Annotated in this window: 20 protein-coding genes; 8 read left to right on the plus strand and 12 right to left on the minus strand. The window is 63.9% G+C overall.

All coding sequences use genetic code 11. The features are described from left to right. Positions 1–267 precede the first annotated feature (267 nt). Positions 268–891 (minus strand): YbhB/YbcL family Raf kinase inhibitor-like protein, encoded by a 624-nt coding sequence (locus C2R25_RS08050; protein WP_103728738.1) that lies wholly within the window; start codon positions 889–891, stop codon positions 268–270. Positions 892–912: 21 nt separating this feature from the next. Then, on the minus strand, positions 913–1,176 hold the full coding sequence (locus tag C2R25_RS08055; RefSeq protein WP_103728739.1) for a DUF2171 domain-containing protein: 264 nt from the start codon (positions 1,174–1,176) through the stop codon (positions 913–915). 185 nt (positions 1,177–1,361) lie between these two features. Between C2R25_RS08055 and C2R25_RS08060 the strand changes: the two genes are divergently transcribed. Together C2R25_RS08060 and C2R25_RS08065 are read left to right on the plus strand one after the other, a co-directional pair. After that, a complete protein-coding gene (locus C2R25_RS08060) occupies positions 1,362–1,943 on the plus strand; it encodes a hypothetical protein (RefSeq protein WP_103728776.1) in 582 nt (193 codons plus the stop codon). 4 nt (positions 1,944–1,947) lie between these two features. Continuing rightward, positions 1,948–2,571 (plus strand): glutathione S-transferase, encoded by a 624-nt coding sequence (locus C2R25_RS08065; protein ID WP_103728740.1) that lies wholly within the window; start codon positions 1,948–1,950, stop codon positions 2,569–2,571. A 41-nt stretch (positions 2,572–2,612) separates the two neighbouring features. Here the strand turns inward: C2R25_RS08065 and C2R25_RS08070 are convergent, their stop codons facing one another. From C2R25_RS08070 to C2R25_RS08080, 3 genes are all read right to left on the minus strand, one after another. After that, positions 2,613–3,896, minus strand: coding sequence for a cystathionine gamma-synthase family protein (locus C2R25_RS08070; protein WP_103728741.1), 1,284 nt, complete (start codon positions 3,894–3,896; stop codon positions 2,613–2,615). 185 nt (positions 3,897–4,081) lie between these two features. Then, a complete protein-coding gene (locus C2R25_RS08075) occupies positions 4,082–5,596 on the minus strand; it encodes an MFS transporter (RefSeq protein ID WP_158250628.1) in 1,515 nt (504 codons plus the stop codon). Positions 5,597–5,727: 131 nt separating this feature from the next. Further along, positions 5,728–6,615 carry an SDR family oxidoreductase gene (locus C2R25_RS08080; RefSeq protein WP_233203834.1) on the minus strand — a complete coding sequence of 296 codons (888 nt, stop codon included), beginning with the start codon at positions 6,613–6,615 and terminating at the stop codon, positions 5,728–5,730. 3 nt (positions 6,616–6,618) lie between these two features. Here C2R25_RS08080 and C2R25_RS08085 point away from each other — a divergent pair, with 3 nt between their 5' ends. Continuing rightward, positions 6,619–8,820, plus strand: coding sequence for a hypothetical protein (locus tag C2R25_RS08085; protein ID WP_103728744.1), 2,202 nt, complete (start codon positions 6,619–6,621; stop codon positions 8,818–8,820). Between the two features lie 29 nt (positions 8,821–8,849). On the opposite strand, the gene C2R25_RS08090 is transcribed toward C2R25_RS08085, so the two are convergent. Both C2R25_RS08090 and C2R25_RS20375 read right to left on the minus strand, forming a co-directional pair. Beyond that, a complete protein-coding gene (locus tag C2R25_RS08090; protein WP_103728745.1) occupies positions 8,850–10,802 on the minus strand; it encodes a PAS domain-containing sensor histidine kinase in 1,953 nt (650 codons plus the stop codon). A gap of 17 nt (positions 10,803–10,819) precedes the next feature. Further along, positions 10,820–11,005: a hypothetical protein gene (locus tag C2R25_RS20375; RefSeq protein ID WP_103728746.1), complete on the minus strand. Its 186-nt coding sequence runs from the start codon at positions 11,003–11,005 to the stop codon at positions 10,820–10,822. Between C2R25_RS20375 and C2R25_RS08100 the strand changes: the two genes are divergently transcribed. Next, the gene (locus C2R25_RS08100; RefSeq protein ID WP_103728747.1) at positions 11,004–11,381 is read left to right on the plus strand and encodes a hypothetical protein; all 378 of its coding nucleotides are present in this window, start codon (positions 11,004–11,006) and stop codon (positions 11,379–11,381) included. The two genes, C2R25_RS20375 and C2R25_RS08100, sit on opposite strands and share 2 nt — an antisense overlap. A gap of 121 nt (positions 11,382–11,502) precedes the next feature. On the opposite strand, the gene C2R25_RS08105 is transcribed toward C2R25_RS08100, so the two are convergent. After that, entirely contained in the window at positions 11,503–12,066 is a 564-nt protein-coding gene (locus tag C2R25_RS08105) for a DUF4142 domain-containing protein (protein WP_103728748.1), read from the minus strand. Positions 12,067–12,207: 141 nt separating this feature from the next. Here C2R25_RS08105 and C2R25_RS08110 point away from each other — a divergent pair, with 141 nt between their 5' ends. Both C2R25_RS08110 and C2R25_RS08115 read left to right on the plus strand, forming a co-directional pair. Then, positions 12,208–12,639, plus strand: coding sequence for a DUF3597 domain-containing protein (locus C2R25_RS08110; RefSeq protein ID WP_103728749.1), 432 nt, complete (start codon positions 12,208–12,210; stop codon positions 12,637–12,639). 277 nt (positions 12,640–12,916) lie between these two features. Beyond that, on the plus strand, positions 12,917–13,234 hold the full coding sequence (locus C2R25_RS08115; RefSeq protein ID WP_103728750.1) for a hypothetical protein: 318 nt from the start codon (positions 12,917–12,919) through the stop codon (positions 13,232–13,234). Between the two features lie 206 nt (positions 13,235–13,440). Here the strand turns inward: C2R25_RS08115 and C2R25_RS08120 are convergent, their stop codons facing one another. Both C2R25_RS08120 and C2R25_RS08125 read right to left on the minus strand, forming a co-directional pair. Next, positions 13,441–14,463, minus strand: coding sequence for an NADP-dependent oxidoreductase (locus C2R25_RS08120; protein WP_103728751.1), 1,023 nt, complete (start codon positions 14,461–14,463; stop codon positions 13,441–13,443). A 174-nt stretch (positions 14,464–14,637) separates the two neighbouring features. Then, the gene (locus tag C2R25_RS08125) at positions 14,638–15,213 is read right to left on the minus strand and encodes a TetR/AcrR family transcriptional regulator (protein WP_146049629.1); all 576 of its coding nucleotides are present in this window, start codon (positions 15,211–15,213) and stop codon (positions 14,638–14,640) included. A gap of 48 nt (positions 15,214–15,261) precedes the next feature. On the opposite strand from C2R25_RS08125, the gene C2R25_RS08130 reads away from it, so the two are divergent. Further along, positions 15,262–16,422 (plus strand): cytochrome P450, encoded by a 1,161-nt coding sequence (locus C2R25_RS08130; protein WP_199183796.1) that lies wholly within the window; start codon positions 15,262–15,264, stop codon positions 16,420–16,422. Positions 16,423–16,424: 2 nt separating this feature from the next. Further along, the gene (locus tag C2R25_RS08135; protein WP_103728753.1) at positions 16,425–17,303 is read left to right on the plus strand and encodes an oxygenase MpaB family protein; all 879 of its coding nucleotides are present in this window, start codon (positions 16,425–16,427) and stop codon (positions 17,301–17,303) included. A 204-nt stretch (positions 17,304–17,507) separates the two neighbouring features. Here C2R25_RS08135 and C2R25_RS08140 read toward each other — a convergent pair whose 3' ends face one another. Together C2R25_RS08140 and C2R25_RS08145 are read right to left on the minus strand one after the other, a co-directional pair. Continuing rightward, the gene (locus tag C2R25_RS08140) at positions 17,508–18,377 is read right to left on the minus strand and encodes an oxygenase MpaB family protein (RefSeq protein ID WP_103728754.1); all 870 of its coding nucleotides are present in this window, start codon (positions 18,375–18,377) and stop codon (positions 17,508–17,510) included. Next, entirely contained in the window at positions 18,374–19,306 is a 933-nt protein-coding gene (locus tag C2R25_RS08145) for an iron-containing redox enzyme family protein (protein ID WP_103728755.1), read from the minus strand. Before C2R25_RS08145 ends, C2R25_RS08140 begins: the two co-directional genes overlap by 4 nt. Between the last annotated feature and the right edge of the window lie 25 nt (positions 19,307–19,331).

Below are 19,331 nucleotides of genomic sequence, written 5' to 3' on the forward strand. Positions count from 1 at the left end.
AACCATCGCTCCCCCTTTCTTGCGACCGGGGGAAACCAGCTGTCCGTCTCTCTTGGCGACCGCTGCAAAACCGTGTGGTCCGCTGCGGTGAAGCGCCCTCTAAGGTGACCCCGCGATTCGGTCAAACACTAATTTCAAAAATGTTTTCAACAGAACCCGGTGGCCACGATGCGCCTCTTCCAGGCATCCATATGGGCAGACCCTTCAGACCTTCAAGAGCGGATCTGAGTGCAAGCCAGCTCTACGCTCAGATCCGGTCGAACTCGGCTAGGTCTGAGGAATTGCCGCGCTCTCCGCTCCAGAGAACGTGGTTGACGGCTCCTCACGCGAATACGTGCCGACGTGCATGCCAGCTGCCATCACGCGGCCGGAGAGCGCTTCCAGGAAATCGGCGCGTCCGGCTCCTTCTTCGAGACCCAGCGGTTCCGACAAGGCGAAGAGCTGGAACACGTAGTCGTGAGTGCCATGTCCGCTGGGCGGATCGGGCGGAAGCCAGCCTGACGTCAGATAGCTGTTCCGGCCTATATGATAGGCAGCGGGCCGGTCGAGCGACGGCTGCAAGGCTCCCTCAGGAAGGGAGTTCATGCTCGCCGGCAGATCCCACGACAGTGCATGTACGAGCGGATGCGGCATCGGCGCGTCTGGATCTTCGACGATCAGGGCAAGGCTTACTGCTCCTGCCGGGACCTGTGACCAGGTAAGAGGAGGCGATATCCCTTCCCCGTCCGCCGTGAACCGGGCGGGAAGCCGGGCACCATTGGCGAACGCCGGGCTGGACAGATCGATGGCGTTCGCCAAGCCCTGGCTCCGCTCGACGATCGCAAGTTTGGAATGGCCAGCCCGCACGTTGCGCAGGAGCGAGCCAAGCCAGGCCGGAATGTGCTCGAGCATCAACTCGCTCCCTTATGCGTCCTAGTTCGTGTCCGTGATGGGCCGACCGCCCTCCTCTTCTTCGAACAGGATGGCGACATCCCCGTTTGCAGAGAGCCGGACCTGATTGCCCTCCACTTCGGCGACCAGTCCGCCCGAAACGTAGTGATGGTGGTCACCATGCGAGCCGCTGTCCGCCTTGGTCATCTTGATGCGATCGCCATCGACCTTGTCCACAGTGCCGATGTGCACGCCATCCGCGCCTATGATTTCCATATGCTCCTTGATCCGGCTCAGGTCAGCCATTGGTGCGTCTCCTTCTCTGCGCATATGACGCTACAACGTGCGAGGCGGACATTCGGCTGTCGCCTGCCCAACAGGCTGGCGCATGCAGGCCTCGACCGGTAGCGATCGCTCGCGCCGAACGCCCGCCTTTGCTATCGGCCAGCCTCCTTCCGGGCACGCACCGTGCCGATGCTGTCGAGACCATGATGCCGAATGCCAAAGACCTCAGCCGCCTGGGGCAAAAAGTCGCCGCCGCCCATGGGTGGCCTGCTGCCAAGGCCTTCAAGGCCTATGTATGGAGCGAAGCGGATCAGGCCCGGATTGCCCGCTGCGCGGCCGATCTTCTGAAAGTCTTCCCCACAGGGCCGGGTACGTTCGCTCCCCTGTGCGCCGCTCTTGCCGTGCAGCTCGATCGCAGCCTCGATGCGCCTGTCCACGTGGTTGCAGGAACCCTCCGCGTAGACGGCACTCCGGTGCTGGACTTTCCGGCCGGAACAGCGGAGTACTCTGCTCTCGAAGAAGACCGACGGGGGCACGCATGGATCATGATCGGTGCGCACATTGTGGACCCCGCCATTTTCCGGCTGGCCTATTCAGCCGACGGCCCGGCCGAACTTTCTCGCCATGTTCTGTCCGTCTTCGGGCCAGACAAGGCCGTCTATGCCGATCAGTGGCGCCGGACCGCGCGGCTTGGTCTCACGTATGAGCCTCACCGGGTGCTGAGCGCGCCTGAGGTGGATCGACTGATGGGCGCCGCCTATCAGTTGATAGCAGCGCGATCAACCTGAACGGATGTCTGTGCCCATTCTCTACAGTTTTCGTCGCTGCCCCTACGCGATGCGCGCAAGACTCGCCCTGGCCGTCAGCGAAACACGGTGCGAGCTGCGCGAGGTGAAGCTCGCTGCGAAGCCGTCTGCCATGCTGGAGGCTTCGCCGAAGGGTACGGTACCGGTGCTTGTCCTGCCCGGGGGAGAGGTGATCGACGAGAGCCTCGATATTATGCGCTACGCTCTGTCGCGAAACGATCCGGAAGCGTGGCTGGCGAATGACGATCCCGATCTGATCGCCGGCAATGACGGCCCGTTCAAGCATCATCTCGATCGCTACAAGTATCCGGAACGCCATGGCTCGGACCCGCTGATCCACCGGGAGCATGCCATGAACTTCCTGCGCCAAGTGGAGGACCGCCTAACCATGTCGCCCCACCTTGCCGGGAAAGGCCGCGGTATGGTGGACGCGGCTGTCGCGCCCTTCGTCAGGCAGTTCGCGGCCGTGGCGCCGCTCTGGTTCGAGGAACAGAAGTTGCCCCGTCTGCAGGGCTGGCTGGCCGACTTCCTCGCGAGCGAGCTTTTCAGAGCCGTGATGATCCGACCCCGGCCCTGGACGCCAGAGCAACCGCCTCTGTTCTTCCCGTAGAGGGGACCCTCTCCTGCATCCTGCGCAGGGGCCATGAACGCTCAGGCGGCTGCCAGGGCCTGCTCCAGGTCGGCGATGATATCTTCGGGATGTTCGATGCCGATGGAAAGCCGCACGGTCGACTGAAGGACGCCGATCCGCTCGCGTATGTCGGCCGGAACTCCGGAGTGAGTAGTCGTGGCCGGATGGCTCGCCAGTGACTCCGTGCCACCGAGGCTCACCGCCAGCTTGAAGATCTGCAGCGCGTTGAGGAAGCGGAACGCCGCCGGCTGACCACCTGCGATATCGAAAGCGAATGTCGATCCTGCGCCGCTGGTTTGCGCCGCGACGACCTCGGCGGACCTTGAACCTGCGGGGTAGAAGGCGGGAAAGGCGACCTGTTGGACCTTGGGGTGGTCCCGCAGGAACGTGGCGGCGCGCAGCGCATTGGCATTGGCCCTATCCATGCGCAGGCCAAGCGTCTCGAGCGAACGACTCAACATCCAGCAGCTGTGCGCGTCAAGCTGCGTCCCGATGGCGCTGCGCAGGAGGCGCACCTCCCTCATCAGCTTCGCCGAACCCAAGGCAGCCCCTGCAACCAGATCCGAATGGCCCCCGACATACTTGGTCAAGGAGTATACCGATATATCCGCGCCTCTTTCCAGGGGGCGCTGAAACACGGGGCCTAGCAAGGTGTTGTCGCAAACGAGGAGCGGGCGGTGGCCCTGCCGGACGCCTATGGCGTCACAGATCCGCTTCATCAGCGCGATGTCGACAAGGCTGTTGGTGGGATTGGCCGGCGTTTCGATCAGTACGATCGAAAGCCGCCCGGCCTCCATCGCCCGCTCTGCCGCGTCTTCGACGGCGGCTTCGTCCAAACCGTCCGCGAAGCCGACGGCGCTCATCCCGAGGTTCGCCAGCGTGCGGGTCAGCAGCGTTTCCGTTCCGCCGTAGAGCGGCTGGGAGTGCAGGATCGTATCTCCGGGGCGGGCGAAGGCGAGCACCGTCGTCGTGATCGCCGCCATGCCGGAGGAGAATACCACGCCGGCTTCCGCGCCTTCGAACACTGCCAGCCGATCTTCGACGATTTCGCTGTTGGGATGGTTGAACCGTGAATAGACCAGCCCCCGCCCCTGCCCCGGCGGCGGTTCCTTGCGACCGGCCACATAGTCGAAGAAGTCGCGCCCCTCTTCCGCCGTGGGGAATACGAAGGTCGACGTCAGGAAGACGGGCGGCTTCACCGCGCCTTCCGAGAGAAAGGGGTCATAACCGTAGTTCAGCATCAGCGTATCGGGATGCAGACGGTGCGCCCCGATCGCCGTCTTGCTTTCGCGCGGTGCCGTCATCTCATCTCTCCCTAGGCGTCAGCCGGACAGGCATTACTGATCCGGTGAACGCCCCGGCGTCAACAGTGCTCCGTTTCGCCGCTGCGGATGACGGAACGGTCAGCGATATCTCCACCGGCCTTGCGGGATGCACCGGCAGGATCTTTCCGGGGGGCGCCTCCTCTCCAGCGCTTGCGGCTCGCCACTCATCGGAGTGCCGCTCTCAGCGCCTTGCGCTTGCGCATCCGGGTCAGCCGCAGCCGCACGCGTGCGTCGCGTACGAGCGAGGGCGGAAGTTCGGTAATGACCCTCAGGCCCGCCACACTGGAGCTGTTGCGAATGGCGCGCAGGGTGCGGCCCACGACCTGCTCGACCATCTCCCGCCGCTCGATCTCGCCCTCTTCCGCCACCAGCGAGAGACGGTGAACCGCATAAAGCCCCAGGACACCTGCCAGAAGAAAGTAGAAATCCCAATGGCTAAGCCGCAGCGGAAAGGACACCGTTCCGGCAGGGCTTGTCCAGCTCAGCAGCAGTTCCAGCTTCCGAGCCGAAAAGAAATCGGCCAGCAACCCGCCAAGGATGGGCGCCAGCCCGGCGGCCAGAGCGATCGCGACGGCGTTCGTCGCGACATAGGCCGTGGCCTCGCCCTTGGGCGAAAGCTTGAGGGCGATCGCGGTGGAGGCAAGCGTGACGCCCGCGACTGACGCGCCCATCAGCACGTGCAGGAAACCGAGCCATCCAATCACGAAGGTTGCGTTACCGGACTGCGACGCACCGATCATCGCAACGATCCCCAGGATGTACGCCGGTGCGGACACCATGAGCACGGTCTTGTTCGAGAACCTGTCCGTGAGCGTGCCCCAGAAGCGCAACGCCAACAGGTTCGCCAACTGGCTTATCGCACTCAGCACCATCACCATGCTTACATCGAAGCCGAGCTGCTGAACGATGAAGACGGTGAAGAAGGGCGTCGCCAGGTTCACCGCGACCTGCCAACTGACGACGAAGGCCAGCAGCCTCCGGAAGTTGAGGTCGGTAAGAGGCGCGCGAAGGAGGCGCAGCAACGGTATCCGTCCACCGGCAGGGGCCATCAGCGGCTCCGGCATGCGGGCGACGATGGCGGCGCTCACCATGCCCATCGTGCACCCTACGATGAACATCGCGGCGAAGGCGAGACTTCGGCCCGATGAGCCGGCGGCCGTGCGCTCCAGGATGTAGGCAGCGGCCAGGCCGGCGATCAGGGTGATGCCGGCCGTCCAGGCGGTCCGCCGGGCGAACACACTTCCAAGCCGGTTCTCAGGCGCCAGGTCGCGCATCCAGGCGTTCCATGCGCAGCCGCCGAACGCACTGAGGCCGCACAGGACGTACTGCGCGGCAAGAAAGATGAGAAGCGGCAAGGTGCCCGTGAAGAAGGCCGTGGCGGCCATCACCAGCAGCATTGCGCGCCCCACGACGCTGGTCAGGACCGCGATACGCTTGCGGGCGCGAAGTCGTTCCACCACGGCGATTGCGGGAATTTGGAGCAGCTGAGTGATGAATGGTGCGCTGGCCAGCACGCCGACCCACAGGTTGCTTGCGCCCAAATGAAGGGCGAAGGCGGTGAGCACGACGCCGCTCGTCAGCGCGCCCGTGCTACTGGAGAACGCCGCCTCGAAGACCAGCAATCGCAGGCCACGTTCCCGTTCGTCGTCAGTAAGATGAGGCTGCGGGGCCAAGCTCACGGGATCACCTCGGGTAGCCAAGTGAACGAGAGCGAAAACATCTACACGGCCAAATAGTTCTCCATCAGGGACAAGGCCATACTCGCAGGCCGAGTGAGCGGCCGCCCGGCGTCAACCGGAGGAAGGGCGGATCAGGCGGTTTTCTGACGCAGCGGCTCGATGCGCAGCATCGGGATGTCGCATCGACTGGCGCGGGTCATGACGAATGAAACAGCCTCCGCGATTTCCTCGGCGAACAGCATCTCGGACCGGCTGATCGCCTCCCTCTGCTCTTCCGCACTGCACATCTGCATGTCGCTGCCAACGGATCCCGGCTCGATCACGGTGACCCGCACGCCCTTGTCGGCGACTTCCTTGCGCAGGGTCAGAGCAAAATGATTGATGCCGCCTTTGGTCGCAGCGTACACGCTCTCGCCCGCGGCCATGATTTCCACGCTGATCGAGCTTATCAGGATGATCAGCCCGCTTTCCTGCCTCAGCATCCGCTTCAGTGCCGCGCGGGTGCAGCCGAGATAGCCGCTGAGGTTGGTGTCCACGACATAGCGCCAGTCCTCATCGGCCATTTCATGCAAGGCCTGGGCTCCGAGCGCCGCGCAAGCGACGAGGACATCGATGCCGCCAAGCTGTGCGTCCACCGCCGCGAACACCTTCTCGATGTCCTCTGCCTTGCCAGCGTCCGCTGTGAGGCCGCAGGTTTCCGGAAGGTTCGCTTCTCGAAGCACCTCTTTCAGCGGCGCCTCGTCGCGGCCGAAGGTCAGCACTTTCGCACCTTGCTCCGCCAGGCTGAGAACGATGGCGCGGCCAATACCGGTGGTGCCGCCAGTGACGAGAATCCTCTTGCCTGCGATCGGCTCGTGGGGCGTCTTTTGCTGTGTCATGGCCGCTGAACGAGGCTGGCGAGCAGAAAGTTTCGCTGCCCGAAACCTATGTCGCTTACATGCACGAAGCCGGTGGCGCCGATGAGCAACTGATCTGAAAAACCGGCGTTTCTCCTGCGCACAAATCCGCAGGAGAAACATCGCATGGCCACACGAACCGTGCAGGCGATCGCTCCCGAAACCGCTTTCGCGAGCAAGGTACTGACGGACACATCCGAGCCGCTGGCGAAGGCACGACAAGGCAATCTGGAGCTGGAGGTTCGGCTCGCGGGCGACACGCTCTGGCTTATCATCCGCAGGGGCACGGAAGGTGGCCTGGCCTTGCGCATGCCGGTGTTCAGCCAGGATGCGAAATGCCGGCTCCTGAAAAATGGCGATGCGCTGGCGGCGGTGGAGTGCACCGGCAGCCTTGGCAAAGCGCGCCTTGTCGTGACCGGTGAGCCTTTCGGACTGGAGCAGCTGCGCGCGACACTTCAGTTCACGCCCTCTCGCGATCTTGCGATCGAGTGGGTCCCCCGTGACCTCGTGCCGTTCGACGCTTCGGGCGACGCGACCGGGACTAAGGGCCTCGTCGCGGCGCGCCAGCGCAAGATGAACACCGGCCTGCTTTATTTCTCTCTGGAGCGCCCGGCGCTTGGCAAGGTTCTTTATCTGCAGAACCTCACCGCACTGAACGACTACTTCAACGCCACCGGCAGCAAGCCGGAAAGTGCGGTCGGCGGCGACTGGCCCGAACTTGGGTATCAGCTGCCGCGCAATCCCGAAACCGGCAAGGCGGTGCTGGCAGCGGGGCAGGAGCTGACGCTCTACGACACTCTTCTCGCGATCCGCGGCTACCCTCAAAACGGGGAGACGGACTCAGCCTGGCAGTTTCTCGACATGTTGGGCGGCCTCTACCATTCCCTTAACCCGCCGGAACCCGCCTTCCACGACTGGATCCTGCGTGCCGAGAATACAATCCAGGACCTTGCCAAGGGACCAAAGACCCGCATCCGGCACTACGGCCATACCTACTTCCATCCCTACACCGCGAGCGAATACCCGGACTCGATGGTTCAGCTTTCTCTGGCTGCCGCGATGCGCGACTGGGGAAGATGGTCGGGCCAAGAACATCCGCTGGTGGGTGAAATCGTCTCGGGCCTGCGCAAGTTCTATGATCCGGAGCTGAAGGCGCTCAGACGTTATCTGCCGAACGTCGGGGCCGACAAGAACGCCAATGCGGTGGACAGCTGGTACCTTTACCACCCCCTGCTGAACCTCGGCAATCTTGCTCTTGCTGGAGACAGGGCGGCGCGGCGGCTTTTCTTCGATTCCATCGACTACGGCATCAAGGCCGCGCAGCATTTCCGGTACAAGTGGCCGATCATGTACGATGTCACGGATTTCAGAGTCATCACGGACGTTGCCGAAGCCGATGACAGGGGCCAAACGGACGTTGGCGGCATTTATGCGTGGGTCATGCTGCAGGCGTTCGAGATGTCTCATGACGAACGCTTCCTGACAGAAGCCATGAAGGCGATCGATGCCGCACGCGGGATGCGCTTCGACCTGAACTATCAGGCCAACCTGACGGCCTGGGGCGCCGCGGCCTGCATCCGCTTGTGGCGGATCATCAATCGCGCCGAATACCTCCAGCAAAGTTACGTCTACCTCGCCAGCTTCTTCCACAACAGTCAGATCTGGAAGAGCGAGATCGGCCTGTCGCGCCACTGGACCAACTTCCTCGGTGTCACGTGCCTTCAGGATGCTCCGTACATGGCAGCGTACGAGTGCTTCGACAGCTACGCGGCGTTCGAGCGTTACCTGGATTACATGGGAGTCGATATCATTCCCGGTGTGAAGCTGCTCGTGAACGAGTTCTGCCGCCATGCGCTCGACAGGGGATGGTACTACTATCCTGATGCGTTGCCTGAGGAAGCGCTGGCGACAGAGAACCGGAACGGGCATATAGACCGCTCGCTGAACTACCCTGTCGAAGATCTTTACCCCGACGGTCAGAAGGCGGGCCAAGTGGGCCAGGAGATCTACGGCTCCGGCGCGGCGATTGTTTACGCCACCCGCTCCTTCCACCGGATCGACGATGCACCGTTCCTGTTGTTCTGCGACAGCTTCGTGCGCGCAATACACCGGCTGGACAGTTCCACGCTGAACCTGCGCATCGACGGGCATGAGACGACGCCAGCCCGCCTGGCGCTCCTGCCGCTCGACGGAAAACCGGAGCGGCTTCGCCCCAAGCTGTGGACGGCGAACCGGGAAGCTCTCGACTTCAAGATCGTGGATGGTCGTCTGGAAACCTGGGTGCCCTCAAACAACGCTCTCCTCCTGGGGTGGGAAATGACGCCGTAGGCTCGACCCGCCATTGCCGCTCCTGGCTGTCAGGAAAGACTGCGAAAGGGCAGTACCGTCGCGGTCTGGTCCGGCACGACCTCGGCGATGGCCCCTTCGAGTTCCTCTTGAACGAAGGGCTTCGAAAGGCGCCGGAACCGCAACTTCAGGCCGACCGGCAGCTCCGCATAGCCGGAAATCACGAGTATCGGCACGTCACGCCACCCGGCCTGCACCGCCTCCGCCAGCTCTGATCCGTTCATATCGGGCATGGCGTAGTCAGTGATCAGAAGATCGATGCGTTCCCGGGCGAGGAGACGCAGGGCTTCGCGTCCCGATGAAGCTTTGTGGACCGTGTGCCCCAGATCCGAGAGCATCGCCGCCGTATTGACCAGCACGATGTCGTCGTCGTCCACGGCAAGGATGGTCAGCGACCGCTCACGCCGCGCCGCGGGGACATGGCTTGGCGTGGATGCAGGCGCTCGCGGTGCCTCGTCACCCGCCACCGGAAGCCACAGGGTGACGGTGGTGCCCTCCCCTGCCTTGCTCTTCAGCTCCGTCTTCCCGCCGAACTGGCCGGCCATGCCCACGACCATGGAAAGACCAAGGCCTGTTCCCTTGCCTATACCCTTGGTGGTGAAGAAGGGCTCCGAGGCTTTCGCGAGAGTTTCTTCATCCATGCCGCTGCCTTCGTCCGCAACGGACAGGCACACATATTCGCCGGCAACGAGGCCACTGTTCGGCCCTGCCGTCGCGGCTTGCGCCGAAATCAGGATACGGCCCCCCTCGGGCATGGCATCGCGGGCGTTCACCGCCAGGTTCAGGAGTGCCAGTTCCAGCTGCGCGGGATCCGCATAAACGCGCTTCAGTATCAGCGGGAACTGCGTGTCGATTGCGATTCCCGTGCCGATCGTGCGCTCCAGAAGCTCTGCCATGCCGCGCACCAGCTGCGTGAGATCCACCGCTTCCAGCTTCAGCTCCTGCTTGCGCGCGAATGAGAGCATGCGCTGCGTCAGGGTTGCGCCGCGTTGCGCCGCTTCGATGACGTTGTCGAGGAAACGGGTGATGTCCTTGCCCTGCGCAAGGTTGCGCTTGGCCAGATCGGCGCTGCCCATGATCGCGGCAAGGAGATTGTTGAAGTCATGCGCCACGCCACCCGTGAGCTGCCCGATAGCCTCCATCTTCTGGGACTGAAAGAACGCCCGCTGCGCCTGTTCGAGAGCCTCTTCCGAACGCTTGCGCTCACTCAGGTCGCGCGTAATCTTGGCGAAGCCGATCAGGTTCCCCGCATCGCCGCGAACCGCTTCGATGACGACGCTGGCCCAGAAGCGTGAGCCGTCCTTGCGCACCCGCCAGCCTTCTGCCTCGAAGCGGCAGTTCTCGCGCGCCGTGCGCAAGGCTCGCTCCGGTGTGCCCGCCTCCCGATCCTCTTCCAGGTAGAAGCGGGAGAAATGCTGCCCAATGATCTCCTCGGCGCGATAGCCCTTGAAACGCTCCGCGCCGGCATTCCAGCTGGTCACGTGACCATCCAGATCCAGCATGTAGATGGCGTAATCCTTGACGCTCTGCACAAGAAGCCGGAATCGCTCCTCGCTGCGACGCAGGCGCTCTTCAGCCTCGCGCCTGGCGCTCAGATCGCGCGTGACCTTCGCAAAGCCGACCAGTTCGCCATCGGGCGTGCGCACGGGATCGATCACGACGTTCGCCCAGAACCGTGCTCCATCCTTGCGGTAGCGCCAGCCCTCGGCTTCGAAGCGCCCCTCAGACGCGGCGGTCGCAAGCGCCCGTGCCGGGATACCCGCCGCCCTGTCATCCTCTCCGTAAAAGCGGGAGAAGTGCTGTCCGATGATCTCTTCGGGCGCATAGCCCTTGAAGCGCTCCGCCCCGGCGTTCCAGCTGGTGACGATGCCGGTGGGGTCCAGCATGTAGATGGCGTAGTCAGTGACGCTCTGAACGAGGAGTTCGAAGCGACCCTCTATCGTCTTGTTTCCCTCCGCCTGCATTTCGCCAGCCACCCCACTCAAGATACTGCGCCCTGAACGAACCAGTCGCGCTTCGGTTGCGCGATCTGCGATGAACACCGCTCCTTACAGGTGCCTGCTGGATAGCGCTCGCTCTCCATGCCCGGTTCGTTGCGGGGCGGCAAGATCCGTGAAACATCGCTGCCGTCCTGGCGTTGATGAGGCTTCAGAAGGAGCACGGTCATGAAAGCGCAAATCGCATTGCTCTTAGGCATCGCCTCCCTTACTGCCTGCGACGGCCCCCGCGAGCAGGCCGGGGAAGAGAAGGATCGCGCCAGAGCAAGCGCTGCCGGTGTCGAATACGACGGCTCCGGCCCGGCGGAGGAAGCCGGAGAGGTGCGGGACAAGGCGGACGAGGCTGCGCGCAACGCCCGCCAAGCCCGTTCCGACGCGTTCGAGGCAGAGGCGAGAAACATCGAGAAGCAGGCCGAGGTCGCAGCCGACAAGCTCGACCAGCAGGCCGATCAACTGCGGGACGAAGCCCGGCAGCGGGCCGACGTCCTGCAACGCAGAGCTGACGAGGCGCTGAAGCCGGAAGCCGGTGCAACCGCGCCGAACTGACGCTGCCTGCTGACGCGCTGAAAGCGCAAGGACCTGCCGGCGCCTCCGCTACGCGCCTGCAGACGTTTTCTTAATGGGTGCAGGCGCCGTCCCGCTCTGGCGCAAACGGCGCCTGTCAGCGTCAGAGGGCCTTCGCCATGTTCAGATGCGCGGTTACAATGGGTATGAGGCTGGTTGCGAAGTCCTTGAGAGCTGGAACGTCTCCTCCGGCCGAATAGCCCTGAAGCGCATCGAGCGTCGCCTGATGCGCCGTCACCTGCGCCGTGGCGTAGGCGCGGTCAAATTCTGCGCCGGTCTTGCCTTTCAAGTCGTCGAGCTGCGCCTGCTGCGCGGCCGTCATCTGAGGCATCGGCGTGATTTGCGGATTGGCGGCAGCCGCGGCGGCCTTCAGCTTGGCCGTGGATTCGGTGTGCGCCTTCACCATCTGATCGGCGAACTTCTTGATCTCGTCGGAGGCGGCATTTGTCTGGGCCAGCTTTGAGGTCTCGATTTCGAAGGCGTCGCTCGCCGCCGCGACATTGGCGAAGACCTGGCCGGGTGTCTCGGTCGGGGTGACCGGAACCTCGGTCGCGGGGTCGGCGACCGCAACGCTTGTGGTGGTTTCGGTTGCCGGATCAGCTTCCCTGTTGCAGCCGGCAAGGGTTACAGCCGCAACAGAGGCTGCGATTAGCAGTCGGTGCTTCATGTTCGTCGCTCCGCGTCAAGTGGTTCGGGACGTCGGCTGAACGGCTGACACTCCCGTTACGTTCCTCGACCCTTTCGGCGTGTTGATGCGTTTCGGTCGTGGCCGGTGGGCAGAACCGGCAGGCACGCAGGAGATTGCACGATGAGCATTTTCGGTAACATCATGGGCAAGATCTTTCATCATGACCGGGCCAAGGCGGCCACCACGGCGGAACCGGCGCGCACGCCACCGGCGGCAAGCCCCGCGCGGGACACTCCGGTGGCAGCGAAACCGCAGGCCAGTCCTGCGCCCTCCGCACCGGCCGCGAAGCCCCTGGTGGACGTAGGCGCCGTGCTCGAGGCCATGGCGACGATGAAGGCGGATCACGGCGGCAACTATCGCTCCTCCATCGTTGATCTGCTGAAGCTGCTCGACATCGATTCCAGCCTTGGTGCCAGGAAAGAGCTCGCTGAAGAACTTGGCGTGCACGCCGGTGCCGATGGGTCCGCCGAGCAGAACATGGCGCTGCACCGGGCTGTCATGGACAAGCTGGCGGAGAACGGCGGCGTCGTGCCTGACAGCTTGCGCCAGTAGACAGGCGCGCCTCGTCGCTTCGGAGCGCGCCCTGGACCGCCGAACGAGAAATGCTTCTGCAATACCGCTGCCGTTACAGGCATAGGCAGGGCCTTCCCCACCCTTTCATCTGCAGGCGGCTAAAATTAACCTCGGTTAGCGGCCTGCAAGACGTTTCTCAGGGCAGGGAGGAAACTGCATCCGGCATAGAAACCAATTCCCGTTCAAGGTGTTCTGAACTCAGGACGAACTTGGCAATTGGGGAATCATTCCACCAGTGCCTTCCGGGAGCTGAAAAGTGAGCATCGAAACGGTCAAGCGCAGCCATCGTGACATTCGACCGGCGCGCCAGTCAGCGCCCGCTATCGAACGTGCGCGACTGGTCCGACGAGACGAGGACGGCAGACCGCGCGCCGACCGGTTGCCGCCCCGCCTCCTGCGCGACGCGGCACGCGAAGCCGGGCTTTTTCAGCGCTCCGTGCTCGGTCACCTCGACCACGAAGCCTGGGTGAACCGCGTAAGGGCAGACGGGCAGAGGCTCGCCGATCTTCTCTGGGAGATGGGTTTCAGCCCGAGCGCCGAACGCTTCGATACCGTGACCAAGATTCGCTCCTGAACCTGCCTGCGCCTTGGATAGCACCACAGGCTTTCGGGTTCAGAGCGGCGAAGAAGCGCCCTATGCTTTCCAGTCCCGGCATCGGGCAGTGAGGCAGAAGGCGCTCTTTTCTATCTGTCACATGCCGGAGCTTGCCACATCCTGAGCCACCGCTCCAGGAAGCATGAACGCCGGCACCATCTGGCGCCGGCGCCGCTTCGGATACTCTATTGTGATCCGTCGATCTTGAGGATCAGCTTTCCGGTGTTCGCGCCGGAGAAGAGACGCATGAAGGCCTCGTAGGCGTTCTCGAGTCCTTCCTGAACGTCTTCTTCGACGCGCAGCTTTCCCTGACCGAGCCATTGCGCCATTTGCGCGCGCCCTTCGCCGAACTGACTGGCGTAGTCGGTGACGAGAAAGCCGTGGATGGTCGCGCGCCGCGCAAGGATTTGCCAGAGGTTGCGCAAGCCGACCTTTTCAGGCGAATTGTATTCGGAAATGAGCCCGCACAGGACGATGCGGGCATTATGGGCCAAGGTGAACACCTCGGCTTCCATCACCGGCCCGCCGACGTTTTCGAACACGATATTCACGCCGTCGGGCGCGGCCGCCGTTATCTCGCTCACAAGGCTCTCGTGATCCTTGCCTTTGTAATCGATGGCCGCATCGAAGCCGTAGTGCTCTATCAGCCGCCGGCACTTCAGCGGACCACCCGCGATGCCGATAACGCGGCACCCGAGCAGCTTGCCGATCTGCCCGACCGCCGATCCGACGGCGCCGGCCGCACCGGACACGAGCAGCGTCTCTCCTGCCTCGGGCTTCGCAACAGCGATCAGGCCGAAGTAGGCCGTCATTCCGACCGATCCCAGCACTGACAGGTAGTTGGAGGGGGAAGCCACGGCCGAAATGTCCACCGGCGCGGCGAACCCCTCGGGCCCTATGACGGAGTAGTCCTCGAGCCCGCCCAGCCCAATGACCCACTGGCCGACCGCGAGGCGGGGGTTGTCCGAGGCATGCACGACTCCAAGCGTAGACGCGCGGACAGCATCGCCCAGCGGAATGGGAGGCATGTAGCTTTCCGCATCGTCCATCCATCCCCTCTGCGCCGGATCAAGCGAGGCGTAGTGATTGCGGATCACGACACCACCGGGCGGCGGCGCAGGCACGGGTTCGGTAACCAGGCTGAAGTCTGCCGGGACGGGTGTTCCGTTCGGCCTTCGGACGAGCAGGAAGCGTCGGTTCTCTGTCACAGGGTTCGGTCTCCTTGAAGGAAAAAAGGCCGGCATCGATCCATACGGGTGCCGCCGATGTCCACGCTAACGGTCGGGACCGCCGAAATGTTCACAACGGCCGGGAAATCAGGGGCGAACGGATGAAACGGGTGACAGCCGACGGCGTCTGGCTGACGGACCTCCGCAGCCGGTTCAGCTGTCGCCCATCTCCCCTCCCGCAAGCGGCGCAAGCACGACCTTGCGCAGCCACTCGGCGATTTCCGCCGCGGTGCGATCCGGCTCCTCGCAGATCCACCAGTCGAGCACCTCGATTGTGGCCGCGACGGAGACGCGCAGGGCGAGCCGGTGTGGCACGTCTTGAGCAGACAGGTCCGGCTGGCTGGAAAGGCGGTCAATGATCTGGCGCGACAGTTCATAACGCGAACTGCCCGCAGCACTCAGCAGCGCCCGGATCGCTTCGCGCCGCTGCTCCACGGCGGCGATCAGCACACGCGCCGCCTCTTCAGGTCGGCCGCTTGTCCAAAAAGGCATCATTTCGCGGGTGAACTCATCGGTCAGCATGGCGACGACATCGGACAGGACGGCCGGCACATCCGCATAGTGGCGAAAGAACGTCGAATAGCCCACGCCCGCCGCCTGCGCGATCTGCGAACCAGTGATGGCGTCGAACGGCCCTGCCGCCATGAGCTTCAGCAAAGCGCCGCGCATGGCGTCCCGTGATCGTGCGGCGCGGGCATCCTGTCGCTTCGGCATTGTTGAATCGGTCATCGCCGCCCCTACATATGACAAGTCACTTGTCAGAAATAGGAGCGGCGCATGGCTACCGCAACCGAACAGGCGCAGGAGTCCTGCCCCTTTTCCCCCGATCAGCGGCGTTCCACGGTCGCCCCCGGCCTTCTGAAAAATACCAAGGTGGTGCAAGGCTACGCTCGCGTGCGCGATGTCCTGCGCAACCCCGAGGCTAAGCAGGCCGGCTTCAAGGCAGAGCTGATAAATCGCGGCGGCCTTACAAGACCGCCGATCCTTTTCCTTTCGGGCGATGCCCATCGCCAGCAGCGGGCGGCAACGGCCCGATTCTTCTCACCCCGGGTGGTGGAAGAGCGTCACCGCCCTGACATCCAGCACCATGCCGATCGCATCATCGCCGGTCTGCGCAACAGCGGATCCGCCCGGCTAGACGATCTGGCGCTTGATCTTGCCGTCAGTGTGGCGGCGACGATCGTCGGGCTTTCGAACAGCGACCGCAGCGGCATGATCCGGCGTCTCGACGCGTTCTTCTCAGTCGGCACAGCCCTTCGCAGCGGCGTCCTCGCACGAGCCATGACGTTCCTGCAGGGCCAGGCCCGCATGCTGCACTTCCACCTCGCGGACGTAAAGCCGGCCATCGCCATGAGAAGGAAGTCTCCGCAGGAGGACGTCATCTCTCACCTCATCGCGGAAGGGTACCGGGACCGCGACATCCTTGTAGAGTGCTTTACTTATGGCGCGGCAGGGATGGTCACCACGCGTGAATTCATCACAATGGCGGGATGGCACCTGCTGGAAGACGCCCCCCTGCGCGCGCGGTTCCTGAAAGGCGAACGCGCGGCGCGCATCGCCATCCTGGAAGAGATCCTGCGCCTTGAACCTGTGGTCGGTTCTCTCTACCGCCGGATGGAGGGCTCGGCAGAGGCGCTGGAACTGGACATCCGCTCCGCCAACTCTGACCCGGAGGCTGTGGGGCCTTGCCCGTTTCACATAGACCCAGACCGTAGCCGCGCGCGGCGGGTCGGCGGTGCCGGCATGGCATTCGGAGACGGTGAACATCGCTGCCCCGGCGCCGACGTCGCGCTTGCCGAAGCCGAGATATTCCTGGAGCGCCTTCTGCGGCTTCCTGGGCTGACGCTTGAGCGGGCACCGGATGTCGGGTGGAACCGGCTGGTGACCGGCTACGAACTGCGGGACTGCCGGGTTGCCTTGAATGCGGAGGACAGCTGATCATGCTTGCTGCCATCCAGCGGCTTCTGCAGCCCCCGCCGGGAATGGACGTGGATTTCAAGGCACCAGCGGGCGCACCGGCGCTCTTCCCTTCTGATGGCATAAGCTGGACAATCTTCTCCAACCCGGTGGCGCTGTTCATCGGCGGTGTATCGGCCGTTCTTCTGGAACTTGCGGAGCCGGCCGTTCGCTCTGGCGTGTGGGATCACAGCAGCTTCCGACGGGACCCGGGCATGCGGCTGCGACGCACCGGCTTTGCCGCCATGGTGACCGTCTACGCGCCTGCGGAGCAGGCGCGAGCGCTGATTGGACGCGTAGTCGCCATGCACGAGCGCGTGAACGGCGTCACGCCGGACGGGCAGCCGTATCGTGCCAACGATCCGCGCCTGCTCGACTGGGTTCAGGCCACCGCCAGCTTCGGGTTCATCGAAGCCTACCACCGCTACGTTCGCACGCTCACGCCCGCTGAGAAAGACGCTGCGCTTGCCGAGGGAGCGGCAGCTTCGCGCCTTTACGGCGCGGTTGGCGCTCCTCGTTCCTGGCAGGAATGGGATGACCTTCTCGCCAGCACCGCCCCCCGACTGGAAGGCTCCGACGTGCTGTCCGAGTTCCTCTCGATCATGAGCAACACACCGCTGCTGCCCGGGCCCACCTTGTGGCTTCAGCGACTTCTTATCCGTGCCGCCGTGGAGATGACGCCGAACCCGGTGCGAAGCCTGCCACAACTGGGTGGCAAGGGCTTGCGCGCCGGAGAGCAGAGCCTTGTGCGGGCGCTCGGCCGAGTTGCCGGGGCATTACCTGCACCCCAGACGCCGGCGGCACAGGCCGCAGCGCGGATCCGACGGGGCGAAGCGCTCAAGACCCCGATGAAGGTCCACTGAAATACTGAAAGAAAATCGTCCTCAGAAACACGCCTCAACTCGGATTTGTAACTTTTTACAAACGATGGAACAGATCTCGTAGCCGCCGCGTTGAATGCTCAAACAACAAAAAAGCACCTACAGGGCCCGGCTTCCCTTCCCCCACCCCCCTCCAAAGACGCCGGGCCCAATTTTCCTGACAGGATCGAGCAAGCCCTTGCCACTTCAGCTGGCAACAGGGGCCCTGAACGCCCAGCGCAGGGTTTCGGCAAGCGCGTAAGCTCCCGAACGCGCGGCGATATCCGGCAGGAGCCCATTCCGATAGCCGTGCATCCTGCGAGCCCATCGCGGCAGGAGTGTCACTGCTGCGCGCATCACCACAGATTGCGCAGGCGCCATCGCGAGAGAGGGGGCCGGTTGCGACATGATGAGCCGAGCGACTTCCCGCGTGCGCGCATCCGCCCTCAGTTCCGGCCGGAAGGAGGCCAGCAGCTGCTTCGCCTCGGTCCGCGTTTGCGGAACGGGCTCTGCGCCGAGACGGCGGGCCACGGTGCCTATCTGTGCGAAGTACCGGTCCTGATCGGCAATGGTCATGCTCGGTTCGGCAAAAGCGATCCACGCATCAAGGAAGCTGGTGGCCTCGCAGACATGAATCCAGGCGAGAAGGCGTGGATCGGACGCCGCATAGGACGAGCCGTCCGCCAGTGTGCCGCGCACACGCTCATGAATATCCCGGACGCGGGCTATCGCGGCTTCGGCTTCGGTCCTGCCGGCATAGGTCGTCACGGCGATGAAGCGCGCGGTCCGGCGCAGTCGACCCTGCATGTCATCCCGGAAGCGGCTGTGTTCCCACACGCCTGTCAGCGCTGCCGGGTGCAGCATCTGCAGGAGCAAGGCGGACACACCGCCCACGGTCATGGTCGTCACATCGCCATGCACACGCCAGATGACGGAGTCAGGGGGGAAAAGGGCTTCCGGCGATCGCGCGACCGGCCCCTCGCCGCTCGTGGTGTCGTGGAATATCTCACGTACCTTGCGGACCAGCATCCCGCGCACGGCCGTGGCGGGGTGCCAGTCGGCAGAAGGCGGTTTCATGCGGCCGGAGCGAGCGGAACCGCGACGGCCGATTCATCCCAGAGATGGGCGCGATAGCGCTCAAAGCAGCGCTGGCCGCAGGCGAGCCGCATCAGCGCGCCCTCGGCGATGGCTATGGCACGGCGCGGATCTTCCTTCACCAGCGGAATTAGGGCCTCGCGGTTCCAGTCCTCACTGTGCTTCACGTCCAGAACGGCGTGGAGATCGAAGTAGCGGCGCTCCCGGCCCGAAAGGCCGATGCGGCGAAGCCCCTTGGCGACGAGTGCGGAACGCCCCGGCGCCGTCAATTCGATCACGCCCAACGCACCGACCGAGTGCCAGGCATAACGCCGCGACGTAGCCATGCCGGTCATGGCATTTGCCAGGGCGAGGCTTTCCGCCACCGTTGTTTCGATCGCGGGATTCACCTCAAGCGCTTCCGCGACAATGTGGAGCATCGGGCCGTGCATACCCTTGGCGTTGCCGCGGCCCATTTCATCCCAGTAATTGCGGGCGAGTTCAAGCTTGGCCTGGTCGGGCAGCTTGATCTGCGTCATTGCGACAAGGTCGTCGAAACCGGCCTCCCCAGCGGCTTCCTGCTCGAAGAACCATCGAAGTTCGTCTCGCGATGCGTGCTCGGCCAGCCAGGGGAAAAGCGGATCATTCTGCCCCGGCCCCACCTCCTTCAGCCCTTCGAACCAGGCGATGAAGCCGTCAACGTCCTGCGGGGCCTTACCGGCCTCCTCCTTCACGGACGCGCGCAGATCCTCCAGGAACTCGCCCTCGAGCAGCTGCATCCTCGTGTCGTCGGCCAGCTTCTCGCGCCAGTCATCGCCGGGGAAGCCCGGCTCCAGCCGCTGCCGGTTCCACCGCGCCAACGACTGCTGGAATGTGTCCGAGAAATAGAACTCGGCCGACGCGTCTCCACGGACAGGCTTGAATTCCAACATTGTAATCCCTCTAAGCTGCATGTTG

This window comes from Novosphingobium sp. HII-3 (genome assembly GCF_002916655.1).
Lineage (GTDB): Bacteria > Pseudomonadota > Alphaproteobacteria > Sphingomonadales > Sphingomonadaceae > Novosphingobium > Novosphingobium panipatense.

Excerpts from the sequence above, each read along its gene's own strand:
- C2R25_RS08050 (WP_103728738.1), bottom strand. The coding sequence starts at position 891 with ATGCTCGAGCACATTCCGGCCTGGCTTGGCTCGCTCCTGCGCAACGTG.
- C2R25_RS08055 (WP_103728739.1), bottom strand. The coding sequence starts at position 1,176 with ATGGCTGACCTGAGCCGGATCAAGGAGCATATGGAAATCATAGGCGCG.
- C2R25_RS08060 (WP_103728776.1), top strand. The coding sequence starts at position 1,362 with ATGCCGAATGCCAAAGACCTCAGCCGCCTGGGGCAAAAAGTCGCCGCC.
- C2R25_RS08065 (WP_103728740.1), top strand. The coding sequence starts at position 1,948 with ATGTCTGTGCCCATTCTCTACAGTTTTCGTCGCTGCCCCTACGCGATG.
- C2R25_RS08070 (WP_103728741.1), bottom strand. The coding sequence starts at position 3,896 with ATGACGGCACCGCGCGAAAGCAAGACGGCGATCGGGGCGCACCGTCTG.
- C2R25_RS08080 (WP_233203834.1), bottom strand. The coding sequence starts at position 6,615 with ATGTTTCTCCTGCGGATTTGTGCGCAGGAGAAACGCCGGTTTTTCAGA.
- C2R25_RS08085 (WP_103728744.1), top strand. The coding sequence starts at position 6,619 with ATGGCCACACGAACCGTGCAGGCGATCGCTCCCGAAACCGCTTTCGCG.
- C2R25_RS08090 (WP_103728745.1), bottom strand. The coding sequence starts at position 10,802 with ATGCAGGCGGAGGGAAACAAGACGATAGAGGGTCGCTTCGAACTCCTC.
- C2R25_RS08100 (WP_103728747.1), top strand. The coding sequence starts at position 11,004 with ATGAAAGCGCAAATCGCATTGCTCTTAGGCATCGCCTCCCTTACTGCC.
- C2R25_RS20375 (WP_103728746.1), bottom strand. The coding sequence starts at position 11,005 with ATGACCGTGCTCCTTCTGAAGCCTCATCAACGCCAGGACGGCAGCGAT.
- C2R25_RS08105 (WP_103728748.1), bottom strand. The coding sequence starts at position 12,066 with ATGAAGCACCGACTGCTAATCGCAGCCTCTGTTGCGGCTGTAACCCTT.
- C2R25_RS08110 (WP_103728749.1), top strand. The coding sequence starts at position 12,208 with ATGAGCATTTTCGGTAACATCATGGGCAAGATCTTTCATCATGACCGG.
- C2R25_RS08125 (WP_146049629.1), bottom strand. The coding sequence starts at position 15,213 with ATGACCGATTCAACAATGCCGAAGCGACAGGATGCCCGCGCCGCACGA.
- C2R25_RS08130 (WP_199183796.1), top strand. The coding sequence starts at position 15,262 with ATGGCTACCGCAACCGAACAGGCGCAGGAGTCCTGCCCCTTTTCCCCC.
- C2R25_RS08135 (WP_103728753.1), top strand. The coding sequence starts at position 16,425 with ATGCTTGCTGCCATCCAGCGGCTTCTGCAGCCCCCGCCGGGAATGGAC.
- C2R25_RS08140 (WP_103728754.1), bottom strand. The coding sequence starts at position 18,377 with ATGAAACCGCCTTCTGCCGACTGGCACCCCGCCACGGCCGTGCGCGGG.
- C2R25_RS08145 (WP_103728755.1), bottom strand. The coding sequence starts at position 19,306 with ATGTTGGAATTCAAGCCTGTCCGTGGAGACGCGTCGGCCGAGTTCTAT.